This is a genomic window from Parapedobacter lycopersici (assembly GCF_040395035.1).
GTDB classification, from domain to species: domain Bacteria; phylum Bacteroidota; class Bacteroidia; order Sphingobacteriales; family Sphingobacteriaceae; genus Parapedobacter; species Parapedobacter lycopersici_A.
The window spans coordinates 1-17,320 of sequence record NZ_JBEBRB010000054.1; the positions used below are offsets into that span (position 1 = coordinate 1).

Annotated in this window: 17 protein-coding genes; 5 read left to right on the forward strand and 12 right to left on the reverse strand. The window is 49.7% G+C overall.

The window, feature by feature from the left end:
* Positions 1-419: RNA polymerase sigma factor (locus tag ABWO75_RS10480; protein WP_353185286.1), on the forward strand; the 419-nt coding region annotated here is incomplete at its 5' end.
* Entirely contained in the window at positions 419-1,747 is a 1,329-nt protein-coding gene (locus tag ABWO75_RS10485) for a hypothetical protein (protein WP_353185288.1), read from the forward strand. The genes ABWO75_RS10480 and ABWO75_RS10485, both read left to right, overlap by 1 nt.
* Before the next feature lie 4 nt (positions 1,748-1,751).
* On the opposite strand, the gene ABWO75_RS10490 is transcribed toward ABWO75_RS10485, so the two are convergent.
* Both ABWO75_RS10490 and ABWO75_RS10495 read right to left on the reverse strand, forming a co-directional pair.
* Positions 1,752-2,384 (reverse strand): HAD family hydrolase, encoded by a 633-nt coding sequence (locus ABWO75_RS10490; RefSeq protein WP_353185290.1) that lies wholly within the window; start codon positions 2,382-2,384, stop codon positions 1,752-1,754.
* Entirely contained in the window at positions 2,381-3,571 is a 1,191-nt protein-coding gene (locus tag ABWO75_RS10495) for a proline dehydrogenase family protein (RefSeq protein ID WP_353185292.1), read from the reverse strand. The genes ABWO75_RS10490 and ABWO75_RS10495 overlap by 4 nt, the downstream gene beginning before the upstream one ends.
* Positions 3,572-3,776: 205 nt before the next feature.
* On the opposite strand from ABWO75_RS10495, the gene ABWO75_RS10500 reads away from it, so the two are divergent.
* On the forward strand, positions 3,777-4,232 hold the full coding sequence (locus ABWO75_RS10500; protein WP_353185294.1) for a PepSY-like domain-containing protein: 456 nt from the start codon (positions 3,777-3,779) through the stop codon (positions 4,230-4,232).
* A gap of 33 nt (positions 4,233-4,265) precedes the next feature.
* Here ABWO75_RS10500 and trpA read toward each other — a convergent pair whose 3' ends face one another.
* The 8 genes from trpA to ABWO75_RS10540 all read right to left on the reverse strand — a co-directional run bounded on the left by trpA (position 4,266) and on the right by ABWO75_RS10540 (position 11,517).
* A complete protein-coding gene (gene trpA / locus ABWO75_RS10505) occupies positions 4,266-5,039 on the reverse strand; it encodes a tryptophan synthase subunit alpha (RefSeq protein ID WP_353185296.1) in 774 nt (257 codons plus the stop codon).
* Positions 5,040-5,041: 2 nt separating this feature from the next.
* On the reverse strand, positions 5,042-6,226 hold the full coding sequence (trpB, locus tag ABWO75_RS10510) for a tryptophan synthase subunit beta (protein ID WP_353185298.1): 1,185 nt from the start codon (positions 6,224-6,226) through the stop codon (positions 5,042-5,044).
* A complete protein-coding gene (locus ABWO75_RS10515; RefSeq protein WP_353185300.1) occupies positions 6,223-6,846 on the reverse strand; it encodes a phosphoribosylanthranilate isomerase in 624 nt (207 codons plus the stop codon). The genes trpB and ABWO75_RS10515 overlap by 4 nt, the downstream gene beginning before the upstream one ends.
* A 116-nt stretch (positions 6,847-6,962) precedes the next feature.
* Positions 6,963-7,955 carry an anthranilate phosphoribosyltransferase gene (gene trpD, locus ABWO75_RS10520; protein ID WP_353185302.1) on the reverse strand — a complete coding sequence of 331 codons (993 nt, stop codon included), beginning with the start codon at positions 7,953-7,955 and terminating at the stop codon, positions 6,963-6,965.
* Between the two features lie 259 nt (positions 7,956-8,214).
* The gene (locus tag ABWO75_RS10525; RefSeq protein ID WP_002996718.1) at positions 8,215-8,436 is read right to left on the reverse strand and encodes a DUF2795 domain-containing protein; all 222 of its coding nucleotides are present in this window, start codon (positions 8,434-8,436) and stop codon (positions 8,215-8,217) included.
* 150 nt (positions 8,437-8,586) lie between these two features.
* A complete protein-coding gene (locus ABWO75_RS10530) occupies positions 8,587-9,345 on the reverse strand; it encodes an ABC transporter ATP-binding protein (protein ID WP_353185304.1) in 759 nt (252 codons plus the stop codon).
* A gap of 42 nt (positions 9,346-9,387) precedes the next feature.
* A complete protein-coding gene (locus ABWO75_RS10535; protein WP_353185306.1) occupies positions 9,388-10,131 on the reverse strand; it encodes a lysophospholipid acyltransferase family protein in 744 nt (247 codons plus the stop codon).
* A gap of 18 nt (positions 10,132-10,149) precedes the next feature.
* The gene (locus tag ABWO75_RS10540) at positions 10,150-11,517 is read right to left on the reverse strand and encodes a dipeptidase (protein ID WP_353185308.1); all 1,368 of its coding nucleotides are present in this window, start codon (positions 11,515-11,517) and stop codon (positions 10,150-10,152) included.
* A 195-nt stretch (positions 11,518-11,712) separates the two neighbouring features.
* Between ABWO75_RS10540 and ABWO75_RS10545 the strand changes: the two genes are divergently transcribed.
* Both ABWO75_RS10545 and ABWO75_RS10550 read left to right on the forward strand, forming a co-directional pair.
* Positions 11,713-14,508 carry an outer membrane beta-barrel family protein gene (locus ABWO75_RS10545; protein WP_353185310.1) on the forward strand — a complete coding sequence of 932 codons (2,796 nt, stop codon included), beginning with the start codon at positions 11,713-11,715 and terminating at the stop codon, positions 14,506-14,508.
* Positions 14,509-14,513: 5 nt separating this feature from the next.
* Positions 14,514-15,296 (forward strand): GLPGLI family protein, encoded by a 783-nt coding sequence (locus ABWO75_RS10550; protein WP_353185312.1) that lies wholly within the window; start codon positions 14,514-14,516, stop codon positions 15,294-15,296.
* 3 nt (positions 15,297-15,299) lie between these two features.
* Here ABWO75_RS10550 and ABWO75_RS10555 read toward each other — a convergent pair whose 3' ends face one another.
* Both ABWO75_RS10555 and ABWO75_RS10560 read right to left on the reverse strand, forming a co-directional pair.
* On the reverse strand, positions 15,300-16,799 hold the full coding sequence (locus ABWO75_RS10555; protein WP_353185314.1) for an NADH-quinone oxidoreductase subunit N: 1,500 nt from the start codon (positions 16,797-16,799) through the stop codon (positions 15,300-15,302).
* A gap of 6 nt (positions 16,800-16,805) precedes the next feature.
* Positions 16,806-17,320, reverse strand: a 515-nt coding sequence (locus ABWO75_RS10560; RefSeq protein ID WP_353185316.1) for a proton-conducting transporter transmembrane domain-containing protein, incomplete at its 5' end; no start/stop codon positions are given.

Consider the following 17,320-nt stretch of genomic DNA (forward strand, 5'->3'; position numbering starts at 1 on the left):
AAAGTTTTATGCGGGCATTTAATAAAATAGCCACATTCAGCAGCAAAGAGGAGGGACCCCGTTTTGAGAAGTCGTTCCGTTCCTGGTTAGCCCGGATTGCCGCTAACATCTCCATTGATTTTCTTCGGGCTAAAAAGCAGCTTGTCGCGCTGGATGATGTCAGTGAACAGGAACTTGGTCCAAACCAGGTCAATGTGTCAGGTGACCTTGAGGTTGCGGATATCCTAAAGCTGCTGGACCGGTTACCGGAAATGCAGCGGGCGATATTCAATCTGTATGAAGTGGAGGGTTACTCGCACGAGGAGGTTGCGGCCATGCTGGAGATTCCCGAGAGCACTTCGCGTACGTATTTAACGCGGGCGAAGAAAAAATTAAGGAAACTGTATTTGGAGTCAATAGATATTACTGCAAAGTTTTAATGGACGAAACGGAAAAAAATAGGGAATTAATCGAGCATATCGCGGATAAGTTGCGCAATCATGCCGAACCGTATAAGGAAGGTGCCTGGGAGCGGTTTTCTGCGCGTTCCGCCGGCCGGCCGCGGAAACCAATAGCCTGGCTCGGCTGGGCTGCGGCTGCAGTGGTGCTATTGGCTGCCGGCCTATTCTGGTTTACCGGTCCGCAAAGTGATAGGCGTATCGCCCGGCAGGCCCCGGCAGCGTCACCGGTGGTTTCCGGTACGCAGGATCCGATAATAGATGAGCCTGAAAACCAAGTAGTAACTCCGCCCGTAGTTGCTGGGCAACGCCGTCCGGATGGGAAGGGGAACGGGGAGGTAGGTACAGTACCACTTCCGTTGGCCGCCAGGAAACGGCAGACACCGGGTGAACCGGAACATGTTACACGAGGAACATCAGCAATACAGCCTATGCTTGCACGTATGGCCGCGACAGCAGATACACAACGGGTGGTTGCTGCATCGGAGCTACAGCCCAGTGCAGCAGAAAGTGCAACAGATACATCCGCGGCCGCGCTGGCGGCCACGCCAACAGAGATGAAACCTGCATCACCGATGGAATCCGAACACCGTTCGTCTGGTGAACCGCTGTTTGCAATGGGATCCGGACGATCCGATTATACCGGGTCAGTACGTGACGGGAATCGGGAAACGGCTGATAAATGGGACCTCGGCATTGTCGTTGCCCCATCAATGACCAGTGAACGGTTGAATATGGGAGGTGGTTTCGCCGTGGCCTATCGGGTGTCCGATAAAATTTCACTGGCCTCGGGGGTTTCCCTCAACGACCTGGGAGTTGCCCAGCAACAGGTTGGCCAGCCGCATGTTCCCCAGATGAGTTTGGATTCACCTATGCCGGGGCATGAACCCGGTATTCAGGAACCTTACAGGAGCCGGGAAGTCACCTCGGTAACCAGTACATTACTTGCCATTGATGTTCCGTTAAACCTGCGATATCATGTTACCGAAGGGTTTTATACGGCTGTAGGTGTGTCTTTTCTGGGTATCCTGAATGAAAGGAGAACCAACCATTTCGTTGACCACATCAACCAGCCGACGGATCAATCCGGAAACCTGAAGGCTGTCCATTCGGCCGAGCGGTCCAACGAGCAGCCGTTACAGGGCAAAGGGTACGCCGGATTTGTTAATTTTTCGATCGGTCGGCGCATTCCCGTTTCATCGAAGCTCTCCATTTCCCTGGAGCCTTACTTTAAACTTCCCGTTGGACGGCTATCCCGTGAGGATATGGACCTGACCAATGGCGGGATCCGGATTGTAACCGGATTCTAGGTCGTTATAGCTGATCGATACGTACCCAGTCCATACCGGCTGCAATGGCGCCCTGTACACCGGGATCACCGTCCTCGAATACCAGGCAATCCTGAGGATCGACGCCCAGCTGTTCTGCGGCCAGTAAAAACGGATCGGGATGAGGTTTTCCATGTGCGGTGTCACCGGCGCAGACCAGTGTTTCAATCGTGTCCAGCAACCCGATTACGGTCAGTGTTTTCGTAACGGTATTGCGGCTACCCCCAGATACCACACCAACACGTATTTTGCCAACATGACTTTTCAGGTGTTCCACCACAAATGCGATGGGTACCGTATCGGTAATGTATTTTTCGATAAATATAGCCGATTTTTCCGCGGCGAATTCCTGCGCAATTAACTGGCTTCCATACCGTCGGTTGATCTCTTCGACCACGAGTACCGTTGGCCATCCGGCCAACTCATCAATGATGGCAGTATCCAGCGTTACACCATGCCGCGCTGCTGCTTCGGCATATGCCGCTTTATGTGCGTCCATATTATCGGCGAGCGTGCCATCACAATCGTAAAGGAAAGCACGGTAATTTTTCCGGTTGCTGATACGGGTTAACGCATCCAATTGCTGTTGTATTGTCATATGTTGCTGTATCTCCATCATCTATGTTTCCTTCGCTTTATTTCTTTGGTGATGAGTGCGAGTTCCCGACCTACCTGTCCGACGACTGCGGTATTCTCCGCCGCCCTGCGGAAGAGATAAGGCATGACGGCTTTTACCGGTCCGTATGGCATGTACTTGGCTACCCGGTAACCCGCTTCCGCCAGGTTAAACGTGAGGTTATCGCTCATGCCAAGCAGCTGGGCAAAATAAATATGCGGATGGTCGCGTGGTAGGTTACGGCGATCAATTTCGGTGGCCAGTAACAGGCTGCTGGCCTCGTTATGCGTGCCGGCCATCATGCCCAGGCGATCAATGTGATCCAGGCAGAACCGCACCGCATTATCGTAGTCACGGTCGGTTGTGGCTTTGTCCGGCTGGATGGGGACAGGATAGCCGAGTTCAGCGGCGCGTTCGCGTTCCGTTTCCATATAAGCACCGCGAACCAGTTTGGCGCCGAGAAAGAAGCCGGCTGTTTCTGCCAGGTAATAATCGGCTTTAAGCGAAGCCAGCTTGTCGTTCCGGTATAACTGATAGGTGTTGTATACGATCGGGGTCTGTTTATTGTATTGCTGCATCATTTCCCGAGCGATATCGTCGATTGCCTGCTGGATCCACGAATGTTCGGCATCAATCAGCACGCTTACGCCTGCATCGTGGCAGGCTTTGCAGATCCGGTCGATACGGTGCTTTAATCGGTCGTATGCCAAGACCTCCTCCGTACTCAGGGTTTCCCGACGGTTTATTTTTTCCAGTACGCTGAATGGACCGAGTCCCGAAGGCTTAAATACCGAGAATGGAATATGTGTATGGGCTTGGGCATAAGCCACCGTCCGCAGAATCTCTTCACAGGTGTGGTCAAAGTCTGTTTCCGAGTCTTCTCCTTCCACTGAATAATCCAGGATGGTACCTGTATGCTGGTCCGCCAGGCTTTGGATAGCGGCTTTACATCCCGAGATGGTTTCGCCGCCACAGAAATGCCGGTAAATTGTCCGGCGGATCAGTCCGGATATCGGTAAACCAATACGTAAGGCAAATCGGGTGAACGGAGTTCCTATTTTTACAAGCAACTGACTGCCGAGCAGCTTGAATAGCCAGTAGGCCCGTTTAAGGTCATTGTCGCTTCTGCCGCGGAAGGCTATTTCCGTATTATTAAAGGAGAGGGGATGATCCTGTGTTTCCTGCACCATTCAGTCAAAGAAGTTTAGCCGCAGCAAAAATAGGAATAAAAGGGCGCAGTTCAAATGACCGCACAGGAACGCATTGGGGAAACTATTAGGTGGTCTGGTTTGAATAACGTTGAAACCCTATTTGTAAAACGGATGTAATTTAAGCAGGATTCCAAAATTTTTCCGGTTTCCGTGTGTTACTTTGACAAAAAATAATAGAAAAGCAATGAAATTAAAACAGGTAACATTGGGATTGCTGGCTATGGGGTTAGCCACTTCCCCGGCTTTGGCACAACATATTGCGCAGCGGAATCTGCCCGCGGTGGTTTTGAATACCTTTCAGCAACAGTTTTCGAAAGCCCGGAATGTCGAATGGGAAAAAACAGCCTCCGGCTTATTTGAGGCTGAATTTGAAATGGGATTGATGCAGCGGGATCACACGGTGTATATCAGTCCCGACGGTAAGCTGGAACGGCACATTGAAGAAATTTCCACTGCATCCCTGCCCGATGCTGTTAAAAAGCAATTAGCGGCCGAATATGGTAATTACCGGGTGAACGATGCGAAAAAGATCGAGTCGGGTCAACAGGTCACCTATCGCGTTGAACTGGAAAACCGCATGGAGGAATTGGAACTTACCCTCGATACCGCAGGAAAAGTGCTTCAGGAGCGGGCGGATTAGGCGCTTGACGCCTATCCGCGAACCGCGACGTGATTATGATTTCAGCTGCCGGATAAATTCCGGGATTTTTTCCAGGTAATCCACTTCTCCCAATAAACGGACAAAGGCGCTGCCGACGATGGCACCGTCGGCAAAATCGGTAGCCCGGACGAAGGTCGTGCGATCAGCGATCCCGAATCCAATCACTACAGGGTTAGTTAGCTCCATGCGCTGGATCCGTGTAAAATAAGCCGCTGTGCTTTCCGATACGGTCAGGTTTTTACCGGTAGTGGCCGAGGAAGAGAGCAGGTAGATAAAGCCGGTCGATAACTGATCGATCTTGCGGATCCGCACCTCGGTTGTTTGCGGGGTTACCAGGAAGATGTTGCTGAGGTCGTTTTTCCGGAAGATCTCCCGGTAGTGTGTCTCATATTCATCCATTGGTAGGTCGGGTACGATAACGCCATCTACCCCTACAGCCCTGCAGTCGCGGCAAAACCGTTCAATACCGTATTGCAGCACCGGATTCACATAACCCATTAGCAGTACGGGGATAGTCACTCGCTGACGCAGGACCTTAAGCTGGTCAAAAAGCAGCGCCAGCGTCATCCCGTTTTTCAGGGCGATTTCCGAACTGTGCTGGATAATGGGACCATCCGCCACCGGATCCGAGTAGGGGAAGCCGATTTCCAGGAAATCAGCCCCTGACTTTTCAAGTGCCTCGGCAATATCCAGGGTGCTGTCCAATGTAGGATACCCGGCGGTAAAGTAGATAGAAAGGACGCGTTTGTTGCCCTTTTCGGCAAATAAGCTGTTAATGCTGTTCATGGTTAAAACCCGAAATACTTCATGTAATTATCCAAATCCTTATCTCCCCGGCCCGAAAGGCAAACAACGACGTTGTCATCTTTGCGAAACGTCATTTTTTCCAATTGGGCCAGCGCATGTGCACTTTCAATGGCAGGTATGATTCCCTCCAACCGGGTAAGCAGCAGGCCGGCCTGCATCGCTTCGTCGTCTGTAATGCTGCTATACTGTGCACGCCCCGATGTATAGAGCCAGGCATGCTGTGGCCCGATGCCCGGATAGTCAAGTCCAGCCGATATGGAATAAGGTTCTATCACCTGACCATCTGCCGTTTGCATTAAAATGGACCTGCTGCCATGCAACACACCCTCCCGTCCCAGAGCCGTGGTAGCTGCTGACTCTCCGGACTCCACACCCAATCCGGCAGCCTCTACAGCAACCAGTCGCACCGTCGGTTCATCAAGAAAATGATAAAACATACCGATGGCATTACTGCCGCCACCTACACAGGCAATGGCAAAATCGGGGTTTTCACGTCCGGTCTGTTCTTGCAATTGTCGCTTTGTTTCTTCGGAAATTACCGATTGAAAGCGCGCTACCATATCCGGGTAAGGATGTGGACCCACCACCGACCCGATGATGTAGTGCGTATCCACCGGATTATTTATCCAGTCGCGCAGTGCTTCATTGGTCGCGTCTTTCAGGGTCTTGCTGCCGGAGTTAGCCGCCACTACTTCGGCGCCCATCATTTTCATCCGCGCCACATTGGGTGCCTGCCGTTCGATGTCGACCGCGCCCATGTAAACGACACATTCCAGTCCTTTCAATGCGCATACGGTTGCGGTAGCCACCCCATGCTGCCCGGCACCGGTTTCGGCAATGATGCGTTTTTTTCCCAGGCGCTCGGCAAGCAGAATCTGCCCGATGGTGTTGTTTATTTTATGCGCACCCGTGTGGTTTAGGTCCTCCCGTTTGAGGAAAATATTGGCCTTATACCGTTCGGACAAGCGCTTGGCAAGGTAAAGCGGCGATGGCCGTCCCACGTAGTCTTTCAATAACTGGTTGAACTCGGCCTTGAAATCAGGACGCTGCATGATTGTCAGGTACTGCTGGCGAAGTTCCTCCACATTGGGATAAAGCATCTCGGGTATATATGCGCCTCCGAAATTACCGTAATACCCCTTTTCGTTAACCTGGTATTTACTCATCGTGCTATCAGTTGAAATGTTTTCTTCAGTAATTCAATGTTCTTAACGCCCGGGCTGGTTTCAAATTTGGAATTTAAATCCAGGGCGTAACACCGGGAGTCATTCAGCCCAAGGGCTTCCCGGATGTTCTCATAACGGAGTCCCCCGCTCAAAAAATACGATTTGTCAGATGGATAATCTTCCAACAGTTTCCAGTCGAACACCTTTCCCGTGCCGCCGTATTGGGCGCTCTGAGTGTCGAACAGGTAATAGTCTGCCGCATCTTCATAGGGAATCAAATGCGACCAATCGTATTCGGCTCCGATACCAAATGCCTTGATAACCTCCACACGCTGTGTCCGTAGGGCCACGCAATACGCAGGAGATTCATGGCCATGCAGTTGTACAGCCTGGAAATCATACGCATTAATAGCCGCCTGTACTTCTTCGAGTGGATGGTTTACGAAAACCCCCGTCTTTTTCGCTCCCTGTAATGTTTTAACCCATTCGGGGTCCAGCTGGTCGACAAAACGACTGGACGGTGCATGGAAAATAAAACCGATATAATCTGGCTGTAGCCCGATCACATCCAGGATGTTTTCCCGATCCTTCAGTCCGCATATCTTTATTTTGGGTTTCATTTTCCTTGCCAGCTATTGGCTGTCAGCCGTTTTGTATCATTTTTCTTTTATTCTTATTCTGTGCCAATCTTTTGTCCAATGGTTCGATGCACCATATCAAAGGCATTGGCCGCAGCTTATTGGCTGCCTATCAGTTTCTTTAAGCAGCCCAGGGCATTTTTTCCAACCAGGGATGCCTCAGCTTCGTAATAGCAATCGCCAAAGCTTTTCTCCGGATGGATGGTCTGGATGGCAATAGCCGCATTGGTCAATACCACCATGTTCTGGGTGTCAGTCCCATCTCCACTTAGTACACGCATAAAAATGTCTGCGGCTTCCTTTATGGTTTCCCCTCCGGTTATCAAGCGGGGGTCGATAGGTTCGAAACCCAATTGCTGAACAGTATGATACTGTTCCCCGCGGCCGCTGATTGTTTTGAAGTCACCCGTGAGCGAGACTTCATCGTAACCATCTAATGCGTGCAATATCGTATATTGTTTATCCGTATGCTGGTACAGATAACCGTACAGGCGGGCAATCTCCAAACTGAACACACCAACAGATTGATAGCGGGGATTGGTAGGATTAACCAACGGGCCAATCATATTAAAAAAAGTTTTTACACCCAATTCACGGCGTATGGGAGCGACGGTCTTCATCGCCGGGTGAAAGAGCGGTGCATGAAGGAAACAGATGTTAGCCGTGTCCAGCTGTCGTTTAATTTCGTCCTTGTCATTCGTGAAAACATGGCCGAGATATTCGATCACATTCGATGATCCGCAACTGGATGAAACACCATAATTGCCGTGTTTGGCTACAGTGTACCCTGCCCCGGCCACAATAAAGGACGCCAGAGTGGAAATGTTAAACGTATTTTTACCATCACCGCCCGTACCGCATAGATCAATCAGGTCATACCCCGGAAAATCCATTTTGAGACACAGGTCATACATGGCATCACGAAAGCCGGCCAATTCTTCTACCCGTATGCTGCGCATGCCGTATGCCGTCATAAATGCCGCAATCTGCGAGGCATTGTACTTACCTGAGGCAATATTGGTTAAAATCTCATAGGCTTCATTTTTCGTGAAGGTTTTATATTCAAAAAGATGTGTTAAAATCTGTTTCATGCAGTGTAAGAGGTAAAAAAAAAGCTCGCCTATATTGGCAAGCCGTTATGATATACTGTATAGCGATTACGATAATCAATAAGTGCTGCCCCAACAATTAACTGCCGGGCCACCACCACGTAATATATACTGCTAAAGAAGTCATTTGATTTCAGTGAGGCAAATATGGCTGTTTATTTTGAAAGATGCAATAGCAATCGGGTTTTTTTCAGACGGGTAATTAACAAAACTGCCCCGCAATATACGGGGCAGTTTTATATTAATATTCGTCTTCGTTGAAGAAGAAATCATCCTTGGTCGGATAGTCTGGCCAAATCTCCTCAATGTTTTCATAGGGCTCCCCATCGTCTTCAAGGGCCTGCAGGTTTTCAATCACCTCGACAGGCGCTCCCGAGCGTATGGCGTAGTCAATGAGTTCGTCTTTTGTTGCTGGCCATGGTGCATCTTCCAAATGCGAGGCTAACTCTAATGTCCAATACATAACTCAATACTTTAATTTAATTTTGCGCAAAAATATAATATTTATATTATGTTTTTTAAATTTTTTGATAACATTTTTAATAGGTGGTTTAAGTTATTTATAACTAAGGAGTTAGGTGTGTTATGTGTGTACATTATATACGTGCAAACACTAAATATGCTCAAAATCGCTCCCTTTTTCCCGCAGTGCCGCAAGCCGGGGTGAAACTTGCTTAATGTCGTTGTTCGGGTAATCATCTTCAATTAAACCATCGCGCATCCGCACGATGCGGTGAGCATGCTGCGCAATATCTTCTTCGTGGGTAACCAGGATGATGGTATTTCCTTTGGAATGTATTTCTTCGAGCAATCCCATGATTTCAACCGATGTTTTGGTATCCAGGTTTCCAGTTGGTTCATCGGCAAGTATGATCGAGGGATCATTGATGAGGGCCCGGGCTACCGCTACGCGTTGGCGCTGTCCGCCGGATAATTCATTTGGCTTGTGGTCTACCCGATTACCCAATCCTACGCTTTCAAGTGCCGCCTGTGCTTTTTCTTCGCGGCTCTTTCTGCTTAATCCAGCATAGATCAGCGGGAGTGCCACGTTATCCAGTGAGGTAGAACGCGGAAGCAGGTTGAATGTCTGGAATACAAATCCAATTTCCTTATTTCGTACTTCAGCGAGTTCATCATCCGTCATATCACTTACATTAACTCCATTGAGGACATATTCCCCGCGTGTCGGCGTATCCAGGCAGCCCAGGATGTTCATCAGGGTGGATTTCCCAGATCCCGAAGGCCCCATAAGCGCCACGAATTCACCTTTATTGATTTGGAGGGTCACCGATTTTAGTGCATGGATGGTTTCGGCACCAATGACATATTTGCGCCCGATATCACGGATTTGAATAAGTGGCTGTTGTGACATAACTGTATTTTATTTTGATAAGACGAATGTAAAGAGAAAATGTTACAGTCCCCCGATCCTGTTCCATTGCTCCCGGATCCGGTTATATACCTCATCCCGCAAGTGGTCAGCCCCAGCGGGATCGGAATTGTTAAGGACAACGGGTGCCAGTACTTCCACGCGAACGATGCCGGGCCTGCTGCCGAATTGACGCGCTTCATCCCAATGAAGCCTCCACGCATTTTGGATAACCACAGGGATGATTGGCACCTGTGCTTCAATGGCCAGTTTAAACGGACCATTTTTGAAACTGTAAAGTCGCGGAGGAAACTCCTCGCCTATATGGCCTTCCGGAAAGATGGCCATGCTCTTGCCCTGTTTGATATGCACAAGCGCACGTTGGAAAGCACGGAATGCCGAAATTTTACTGTCGCGTTTCAACGGGATGTCAATTGTCCGGAAAAACATTCCCGTTACCGGATTATTGAGCAATTCCATTTTACCCATGAACGAAAATCCCGTCGGACAAAGCAGAACGAGCGCTGTAATGTCCAGGTTGGAGGTGTGATTCGCACAGATAATGTGTGGTTTCGACCAATCAACGGCCGTTTCGTATCGAAAGCGGTAAAAAATACCCACCATGGCCGAACTCAGCACGCCAATGATGCGGCGGCATCGCGCGATACGGTTAAAATGACGTTCCGGATCCTGTGCAAGTATCCACAGGACCGGATAAAACAGGGTAAAGAAAAATAGGACGGATGCCAGATACAGGTAGCGATGCAATTTTCTTAATAAACGTACCATCCTTACCCTGTTATGCCATCAATCCAGCGCTGCAAAATATTTATGGAACAGCGGAATGGTTTCAATCCCTTTCAGGTAATTGGCAATGTCGTACTTTTCGTTAGGCGAGTGGAGGTTATCGCTATCGAGACCAAAGCCCATGAGTACCGTTTTCAGGCCAAGCACTTTTTCAAACAAAGAAACAATTGGAATGCTGCCACCACCGCGAGTAGGAATTGGCTTTTTTCCAAAGGCGGTTTCGATTGCTTTTTCAGCCGCTCGGTAGGCCCTGCTATCGGTAGGCGTCACCGCGGGTTCACCGCCGTGGTGCGGTGTTACTTTCACCTTTACGTAATCCGGAGCAATGCGCTCAAAATGTTTTACAAATAACTCGGTGATTGCGTGCGAATCCTGGTTAGGAACCAGCCGCATGGAGATTTTGGCATGTGCTTTTGAAGGTAACACTGTTTTAGCCCCTTCTCCGATGTATCCACCCCAGATGCCGTTAACTTCAAGGGTAGGCCGAATACCGGTACGTTCGATTGTTGTATATCCTTTTTCGCCCCAAAGCGCGTCAATACCGAGGTCCTTTTTATATTCAGCTTCATCGAAAGGTGCTTCGTTGAGTGCCTTGCGTTCTGCGTCAGTGAGTGCTACTACATCGTCATAGAAGCCCGGAATAGCGATCCGGTTATCCGCGTCATGTAATGATGCGATCAGTTTGGCCAGCACAGTGGCGGGATTGGCTACGGCACCACCGTATACACCTGAATGCAGGTCCCGGTTCGGGCCGGTGACTTCCACTTCGAGGTATGACAGTCCGCGGAGGCCGGTCTCGAGTGAAGGCGTATCAAGACTGATCATCGCCGTATCTGAGATCAGCACAATATCCGCCGCGAGCCGTTCCGTATTCGCCTTTACAAATTCACCCAGGTGATCGGATCCTACTTCTTCTTCCCCTTCAATCATAAACTTGATATTGCAGGCCAGTGTGCCGGTCGCTTCCATCAGCTCAAGTGCCTTAATATGCATATAAAACTGCCCTTTATCGTCGCATGCGCCACGGGCGAATATCTTGCCGTCACGTACGGTGGGCTCAAAAGGAGGAGTTTCCCAAAGTTCCAGCGGGTCAGGCGGCTGTACATCATAATGTCCATACACCAGTACAGTAGGCCGATCCGGATCAATGATTTTTTCACCGTATACGATCGGGTGGCCCGCAGTAGGGCATACTTCCACGTTATCGGCTCCTGCATCGCGCAGTTTTTGAGCCACGAACGCTGCGGTCCGGCTTACATCGTCTTTGTATTTCGGATCTGCGCTTACCGATGGATATCGGAGCAATTCAAATAATTCGTCAAGGAAACGCTGTTGATGGGTAGCTACGTACGCTTTGATTTTTTGCATAAGTCGTGCGATTAACGGTTCAGGACAAAACTACATAATGTATTGATGAATACCATACTGTTTACCGATTCCTTCGGACGATGTGTTAAAAATAGTTAAATAAGTTATTGGTTATTTGGTAAATACTTTATATTCGTATTTTTACGATTAATTCGTAGAATAGAAAGCAGATAACCATGACCATAAATCTAACCAATGAAACAATTTCTCATCGCGCTGATTGTCATTAGTGCCGGCTGGCTGTCGGCAGCCGCACAGGTACAGCGATTAGCAGTTCAAGGCGTTGTAATCGATACGGTATCTGACGTCGGATTGGCGCAGGCTTCCATTGTGCTGATGCAAGCGCGTGATTCCATGCTTTACCGGTTTGCCAGAACGGACCAGGGAGGGAATTTCCAAATCGACGGGCTGGCTCCAGGTGAATACTTGCTGATGGCTACGTACCCGGAATATGCCGATTATGTGGAACAATTTACGCTGGACAGTACCGCTGGTACGATCGATTTTGGTAACCTGGGGTTGGTATTACGTACGAAATTACTGGAGGAGGTGTTGGTAAACCGCAGTCAGGCTATTACCATCCGCGGCGATACCACGGAATACGATGCCGCAAGCTTTGTGATCCAACCCAACGCGAAGGTGGAAGACTTACTTAAGCAGTTACCGGGTATTCAGGTCGACCAGGACGGTAAGATTACGGCACAGGGACAAACTGTAAATAAGGTGCTTGTAGATGGCGAAGAGTTTTTCGGTGATGATCCCGTGCTGGTTACCCGCAACCTTCGGGGAGACATGGTTGACAAAGTCCAGCTGTACGACAAGCAAAGCGACCAGGCCGAATTTACGGGAGTCGATGATGGAGAACGCACCAGAACACTGAACATTCAGTTGAAAGACGACCAGAAAAGAGGGTATTTCGGTAAAGTGGATGTCGGTGCCGGTACCAACAACATGTACCAGGGACAGGTGATGTTCAACCGCTTTAACGACAAGCAACGATTTTCGACATTTGGTACCCTGGGCAACACCGGCCGTACAGGGTTGAACTGGCAAGACGCGCAACGGTATGCACCCTCCGGTTCAATGACGTTTATGGACGACGGAGGGATTATGTTCACATCGACCGGGGGCCAGGACGACATTGAATCGTGGAGTGGGCGTTACGACGGACAGGGGATCCCTTCCGCGCTCAATGGAGGCGTTTATTACAGCAACAAATGGAATGACGGCAGGCAATCCATCAACGGGAATTACAAAATAGGAGAACTGCGCGTGAATGGATCGGGCACTACGATAACCCAGAATGAACTGCCCGGCGGCGCGATCCACACCATAGCTGACCAAACCTTTGATCGACGGATATTCCGGCAGCGTGCCGCGGCAATTTTCGAAACGCAGTTTGATTCGACATCGACACTGAAGGTGACGGTGGATGGAACATTGAAAAACGGGGAAACCGCGGCGTTTAATCAGTCAATAGGTACGGATGCCCTAGGCGGGATGCTTAATGAATCGGTGCGCCGTACCAACAACGATACGGAAGGACAGGACGCCTATCTGACAGCATTGTGGACAAAAAAGTTACGTAAGCAGGGACGGACGCTTTCCTGGGAGGTCAATGAAACTATTAGTCAAAGTAAGTCCAACGGTCGGCTGTATGCTGCAAACTCCTTTTACGCGGATGGCGTAATTGACAGCACTTCCCTGGTAGACCAAATGAAGGTAAATGATAGCAGAAACTCCGTATTTAATTCAAATATCACCTATTCGGAGCCGTTTACCAAAACGCTCTCCATGGTGGTGAATTACCGGCTTTCAGCAAACAATGGGACCTCCCTCAGGCAATCTTTTAACGAAGCCGGGACAGGAAATTATACGGCTTTGGACTCGTTGTACAGCAATGATTTTAAATTAAACCAACTTACTAACCAGTTGGGGGCAATCCTTAATTTTCGCAAAGGGAAATCCATACTTAATGTAGGCACCCGGGTAAGTCGTGTGCAATTTGACCAGACCGACCGGTATGCCGACAATCACTTTGGGCGCAGTTTCACCAACCACAACCCGCAATTGACATGGCAATATCGTTTTTCGCAGCAGAAATCACTTCGTTTTTCCTACAACGGTAACAATACCCAGCCAACCATCAGCCAGATACAGCCTGTGCGTATAAATGACGATCCGTTAAATATTGTATTGGGAAACCCCGATCTTAAGCCTTCATTTACTAACCGGATTAATTTGAGTTACAACTCATTCAGGGTGATTGGAAATCAGTATATCTATTTCTCCGGTAGTTTTTCCAATACCGGAAATCCCATCGTCAGCAACGTGAACACCGATGCTGTCGGACGGAGTGTCCTTCAGTATGCCAATTTGAACGGGAAGTCGCCGATGAACTACGGCTTTTATTCCGGCTTCAGTAAGAACATCAAAAAATTCAACGTCGATGTTGGCGGTGGACTGGAGGCCAACGGCAATACCTATTACAACCTGACTAACGGGGAGCTGAACAAGACTCAAAATTCAACTTATTCGGGTAACCTGACGATCCGGCAGTACATTCAGAAAAAATACGGTTTCAATATCAGTTTCGGTCCGTCCTATACGTATAGCAGGGCATCATTGCAACAGCAACGCAACAATGACGGATGGGGACTGAATGGACGCTTTGGTTTCAGCATCTTCCTGCCCTGGAAACTGGAAATCACATCCGAAGGCCGGTATACCTACACCGCACCTACGGCGCTGTTTGATGAAAATTTTGAGCAGTTTATTGTTGATGCTTCGGTCGGCAAGAAATTTCTTAAGGACGAGACACTCCGTTTTTCCATCGGGGTAAATGACCTGTTTAACCAGAACAGCGGTTTCAGCCGGTATGCCAATAACAATATGTTTACACAAAACAGTTACACCACGATTACCCGTTTCCTGTTATTTTCGCTCACTTGGGATTTCAGTAAAATGGGAGGAGTATCCGTACAAAATTAGCGATCATGAGAATCAAGATTTCCTTTCCGTTAGCCTGTTTGGTGGGTTTGATGCTTTCCTGCCAATTGCTACAAGCACAATATGCACACTTTGTTAAGCAGGGTGTAGTCGCATTTGAGAAACGGGTGAATATGTATGCCAAGATCAAGAGCAGGGTGGGCAGTAATTCATTCATGGAGCAGGCTTTTGAACAATATCAGCGGAGTAATCCGCAATTTAAGACATTCAAGTATCGTCTTGCCTTTGATGGCAACCGGACACGCTTTTGGCCGCTGGATGATCAGGCCACGCCTTCGGCCGGCTTTTTTGGTAACGACCCCTCCGTAGACCTGGGAAATACCATTGTAGCCGACCTGTTTACGGGGCAGCGTATCAGCCAGAAAAGCGTGTATGAGCAGACATACCTCATTACCGATAGTATCCGTCGTATCCAATGGCGTATTACCAACGAAACACGAGAGATCGCCGGTTACCAATGCCGGCGGGCCAATGCGGTGGTACTCGATTCCATATACGTAGTTGCGTTCTATACGGACCAGATTCCAGTATCGGGTGGCCCGGAATCATTTGCCGGATTGCCGGGTATGATCCTTGGTGTTGCGCTTCCCTACGAGAACACGACTTACTTTGCAACAAGTGTGGAGGACCGGCCTGTTACAGCTCAGGAACTGGAGGTGCCAAAAAGGGGTAAAGCGGTCAATTACGGTCAGCTGCGTGCCGAACTGGAAGCCAGCCTGAAAAACTGGGGCGATTACGCACAGGCGATACTTAAAGCGATGTTATTGTAGGGGTTACCCAAACCAGTTGGTTAGCCATTGCGGAAAAATGCCAAACACGAGGGTGGCACCGGATAAGATCACGATCAGCCACAGCAGTCCGCCGGACAACGGGGCGGTTTCCATGGGCTGGTCGGCATCCGGCTTTTTCAGAAAAGCATTCAACGGTACTTTAAAATAATAAAACAGCGAAATGACCGTAGTGAGTGCTCCCACGATTAGCAGGCCGATCATACCCGGATTACCGGTTGCCTGCCACCGTTCAAATACAACTGAAAATATCAGCAGCTTACTTACAAATCCCGCAGTAGGGGGTATACCCGTCAGCGAGATCACGAGAATCACGAAACAGATCATGGCAAGCGGAACGCGTTTGCCCAAACCGTTGTATGCGGCAAGGTCGGTTGCGCCTGTCCGGGATTCAATATGATCAGCGAGCATGAATACCCCCATATTCATAATCGTATATACTGCAAGGTAGAACAGCAGGACCGTATAATCACCTGCGGAATAAGCCAGCGCCGCCATCATCAGGAAACCGGTGTGTCCGATGGATGAATACGCCATCATACGCTTCACATTTGCCTGACGCAGGGCAGCCAGGTTACCCAATAACATGGTGGCAATGGCAGCCACGAGCAGCATGGTATGCAGCGACTGCGCCGGGGCGCTGCTTTCCGGCCAGGCATACAGTATCCGCACCAGCATCGCCATCCCCGCAATTTTTGGAGCAGTCGAAAGAAATGCGGTCACGGGAGTGGGAGCCCCCTGGTAAACATCCGGACTCCAGAAATGGAAAGGTACAAAGGATAGTTTGAACCCGATACCCGTAAAGACCAGAACCAATGCCAGTGTGGTCAGCAGCGGGGGTGTGGCCGTCAGCCCATTGATAAAAGGCTGCGCAGTGAACTCCAGGCTGCCTGTGAAGCCGTATAGCAACGACAGTCCGTATAACATGACCGCAGAGCACACCGCCCCGAATAACGCATATTTCATCGCAGCTTCCGTCTGCCGCGCCTCTTTGGCGAGGTAGCCGACCATAATATAAGAGCCAATGGAGACCAGTTCGATGGCAACAAACAACATCAGCCAATGTGTGGCCATCGCCATCAGGTTAAGCCCGACGTGGACCGCAATCAGCACGCTGTATAAATCAGCCGTTTTTTTCCGGTGCGCGGTAAAACCCGGGTTGGCAGCAATCGATAGTGCAAACAAAATACATGCGGCGGCGATGAATATCCGGATATATCCGGCAAAGGCGTCGGGCAGTACCGTACCGAAGAGCAGGTTTTCCGTGGCCGGTGTACGCAGTTCCAGTCCGCTGCATACGGCCGCTGCAATCATGCCGAGCAGCGCAACAGCCAACGTGCTGTGCCGCCACAGCCGGTCAACAAATACACCCGAAAAAATACTGAGAACGAATGCGGCGATCAGCACCAGTTCAGGCAGTAAGCCCGGTAATCCGGAAATGACCTGATCCAGTAATGATGTGATATGGAACTGTGTTGCCTGCATAGCCTGTTAGCTTCCCGTTACCCACGATACCAACGCCAGCACCGAGGCGTTGATTTTTTCCAATGCAAACGCCGGATAAATCCCCAGCGTCAGTGCCAGCATGAGCATGGGTAGCATGATCAGGGTTTCCCGTGTACTGGTGTCCTTCAGCACCGCCAGCCATTCCTGGCCGCCCTTAAACCGGGGCTGGCCAAAAAACATCCGTTGCAGGGTCCACAGGAAATAAGCAGCACTGAGCAGAATACCCACCGAGCCTGCAATGGCCATCCACCGGGGCAATACACCATGGGTACTTTCCGAATTAAAGGCCCCGATGATAACAAAAGCTTCGCCGATAAAAGCAGAGAATCCCGGCAATCCCAATGAGGCAAAGAACGTTATCGCCACCAGCGCCGTATAGCGGGGCATGGTTGAGGCCAGGCCCCTGAAATGATAAATATCACGGTCGTGTACCCGGTCGTAAAGTACCCCGACCAGAAAAAACAGTGCTGCCGATAGAAAACCGTGGCTGATCATCTGGA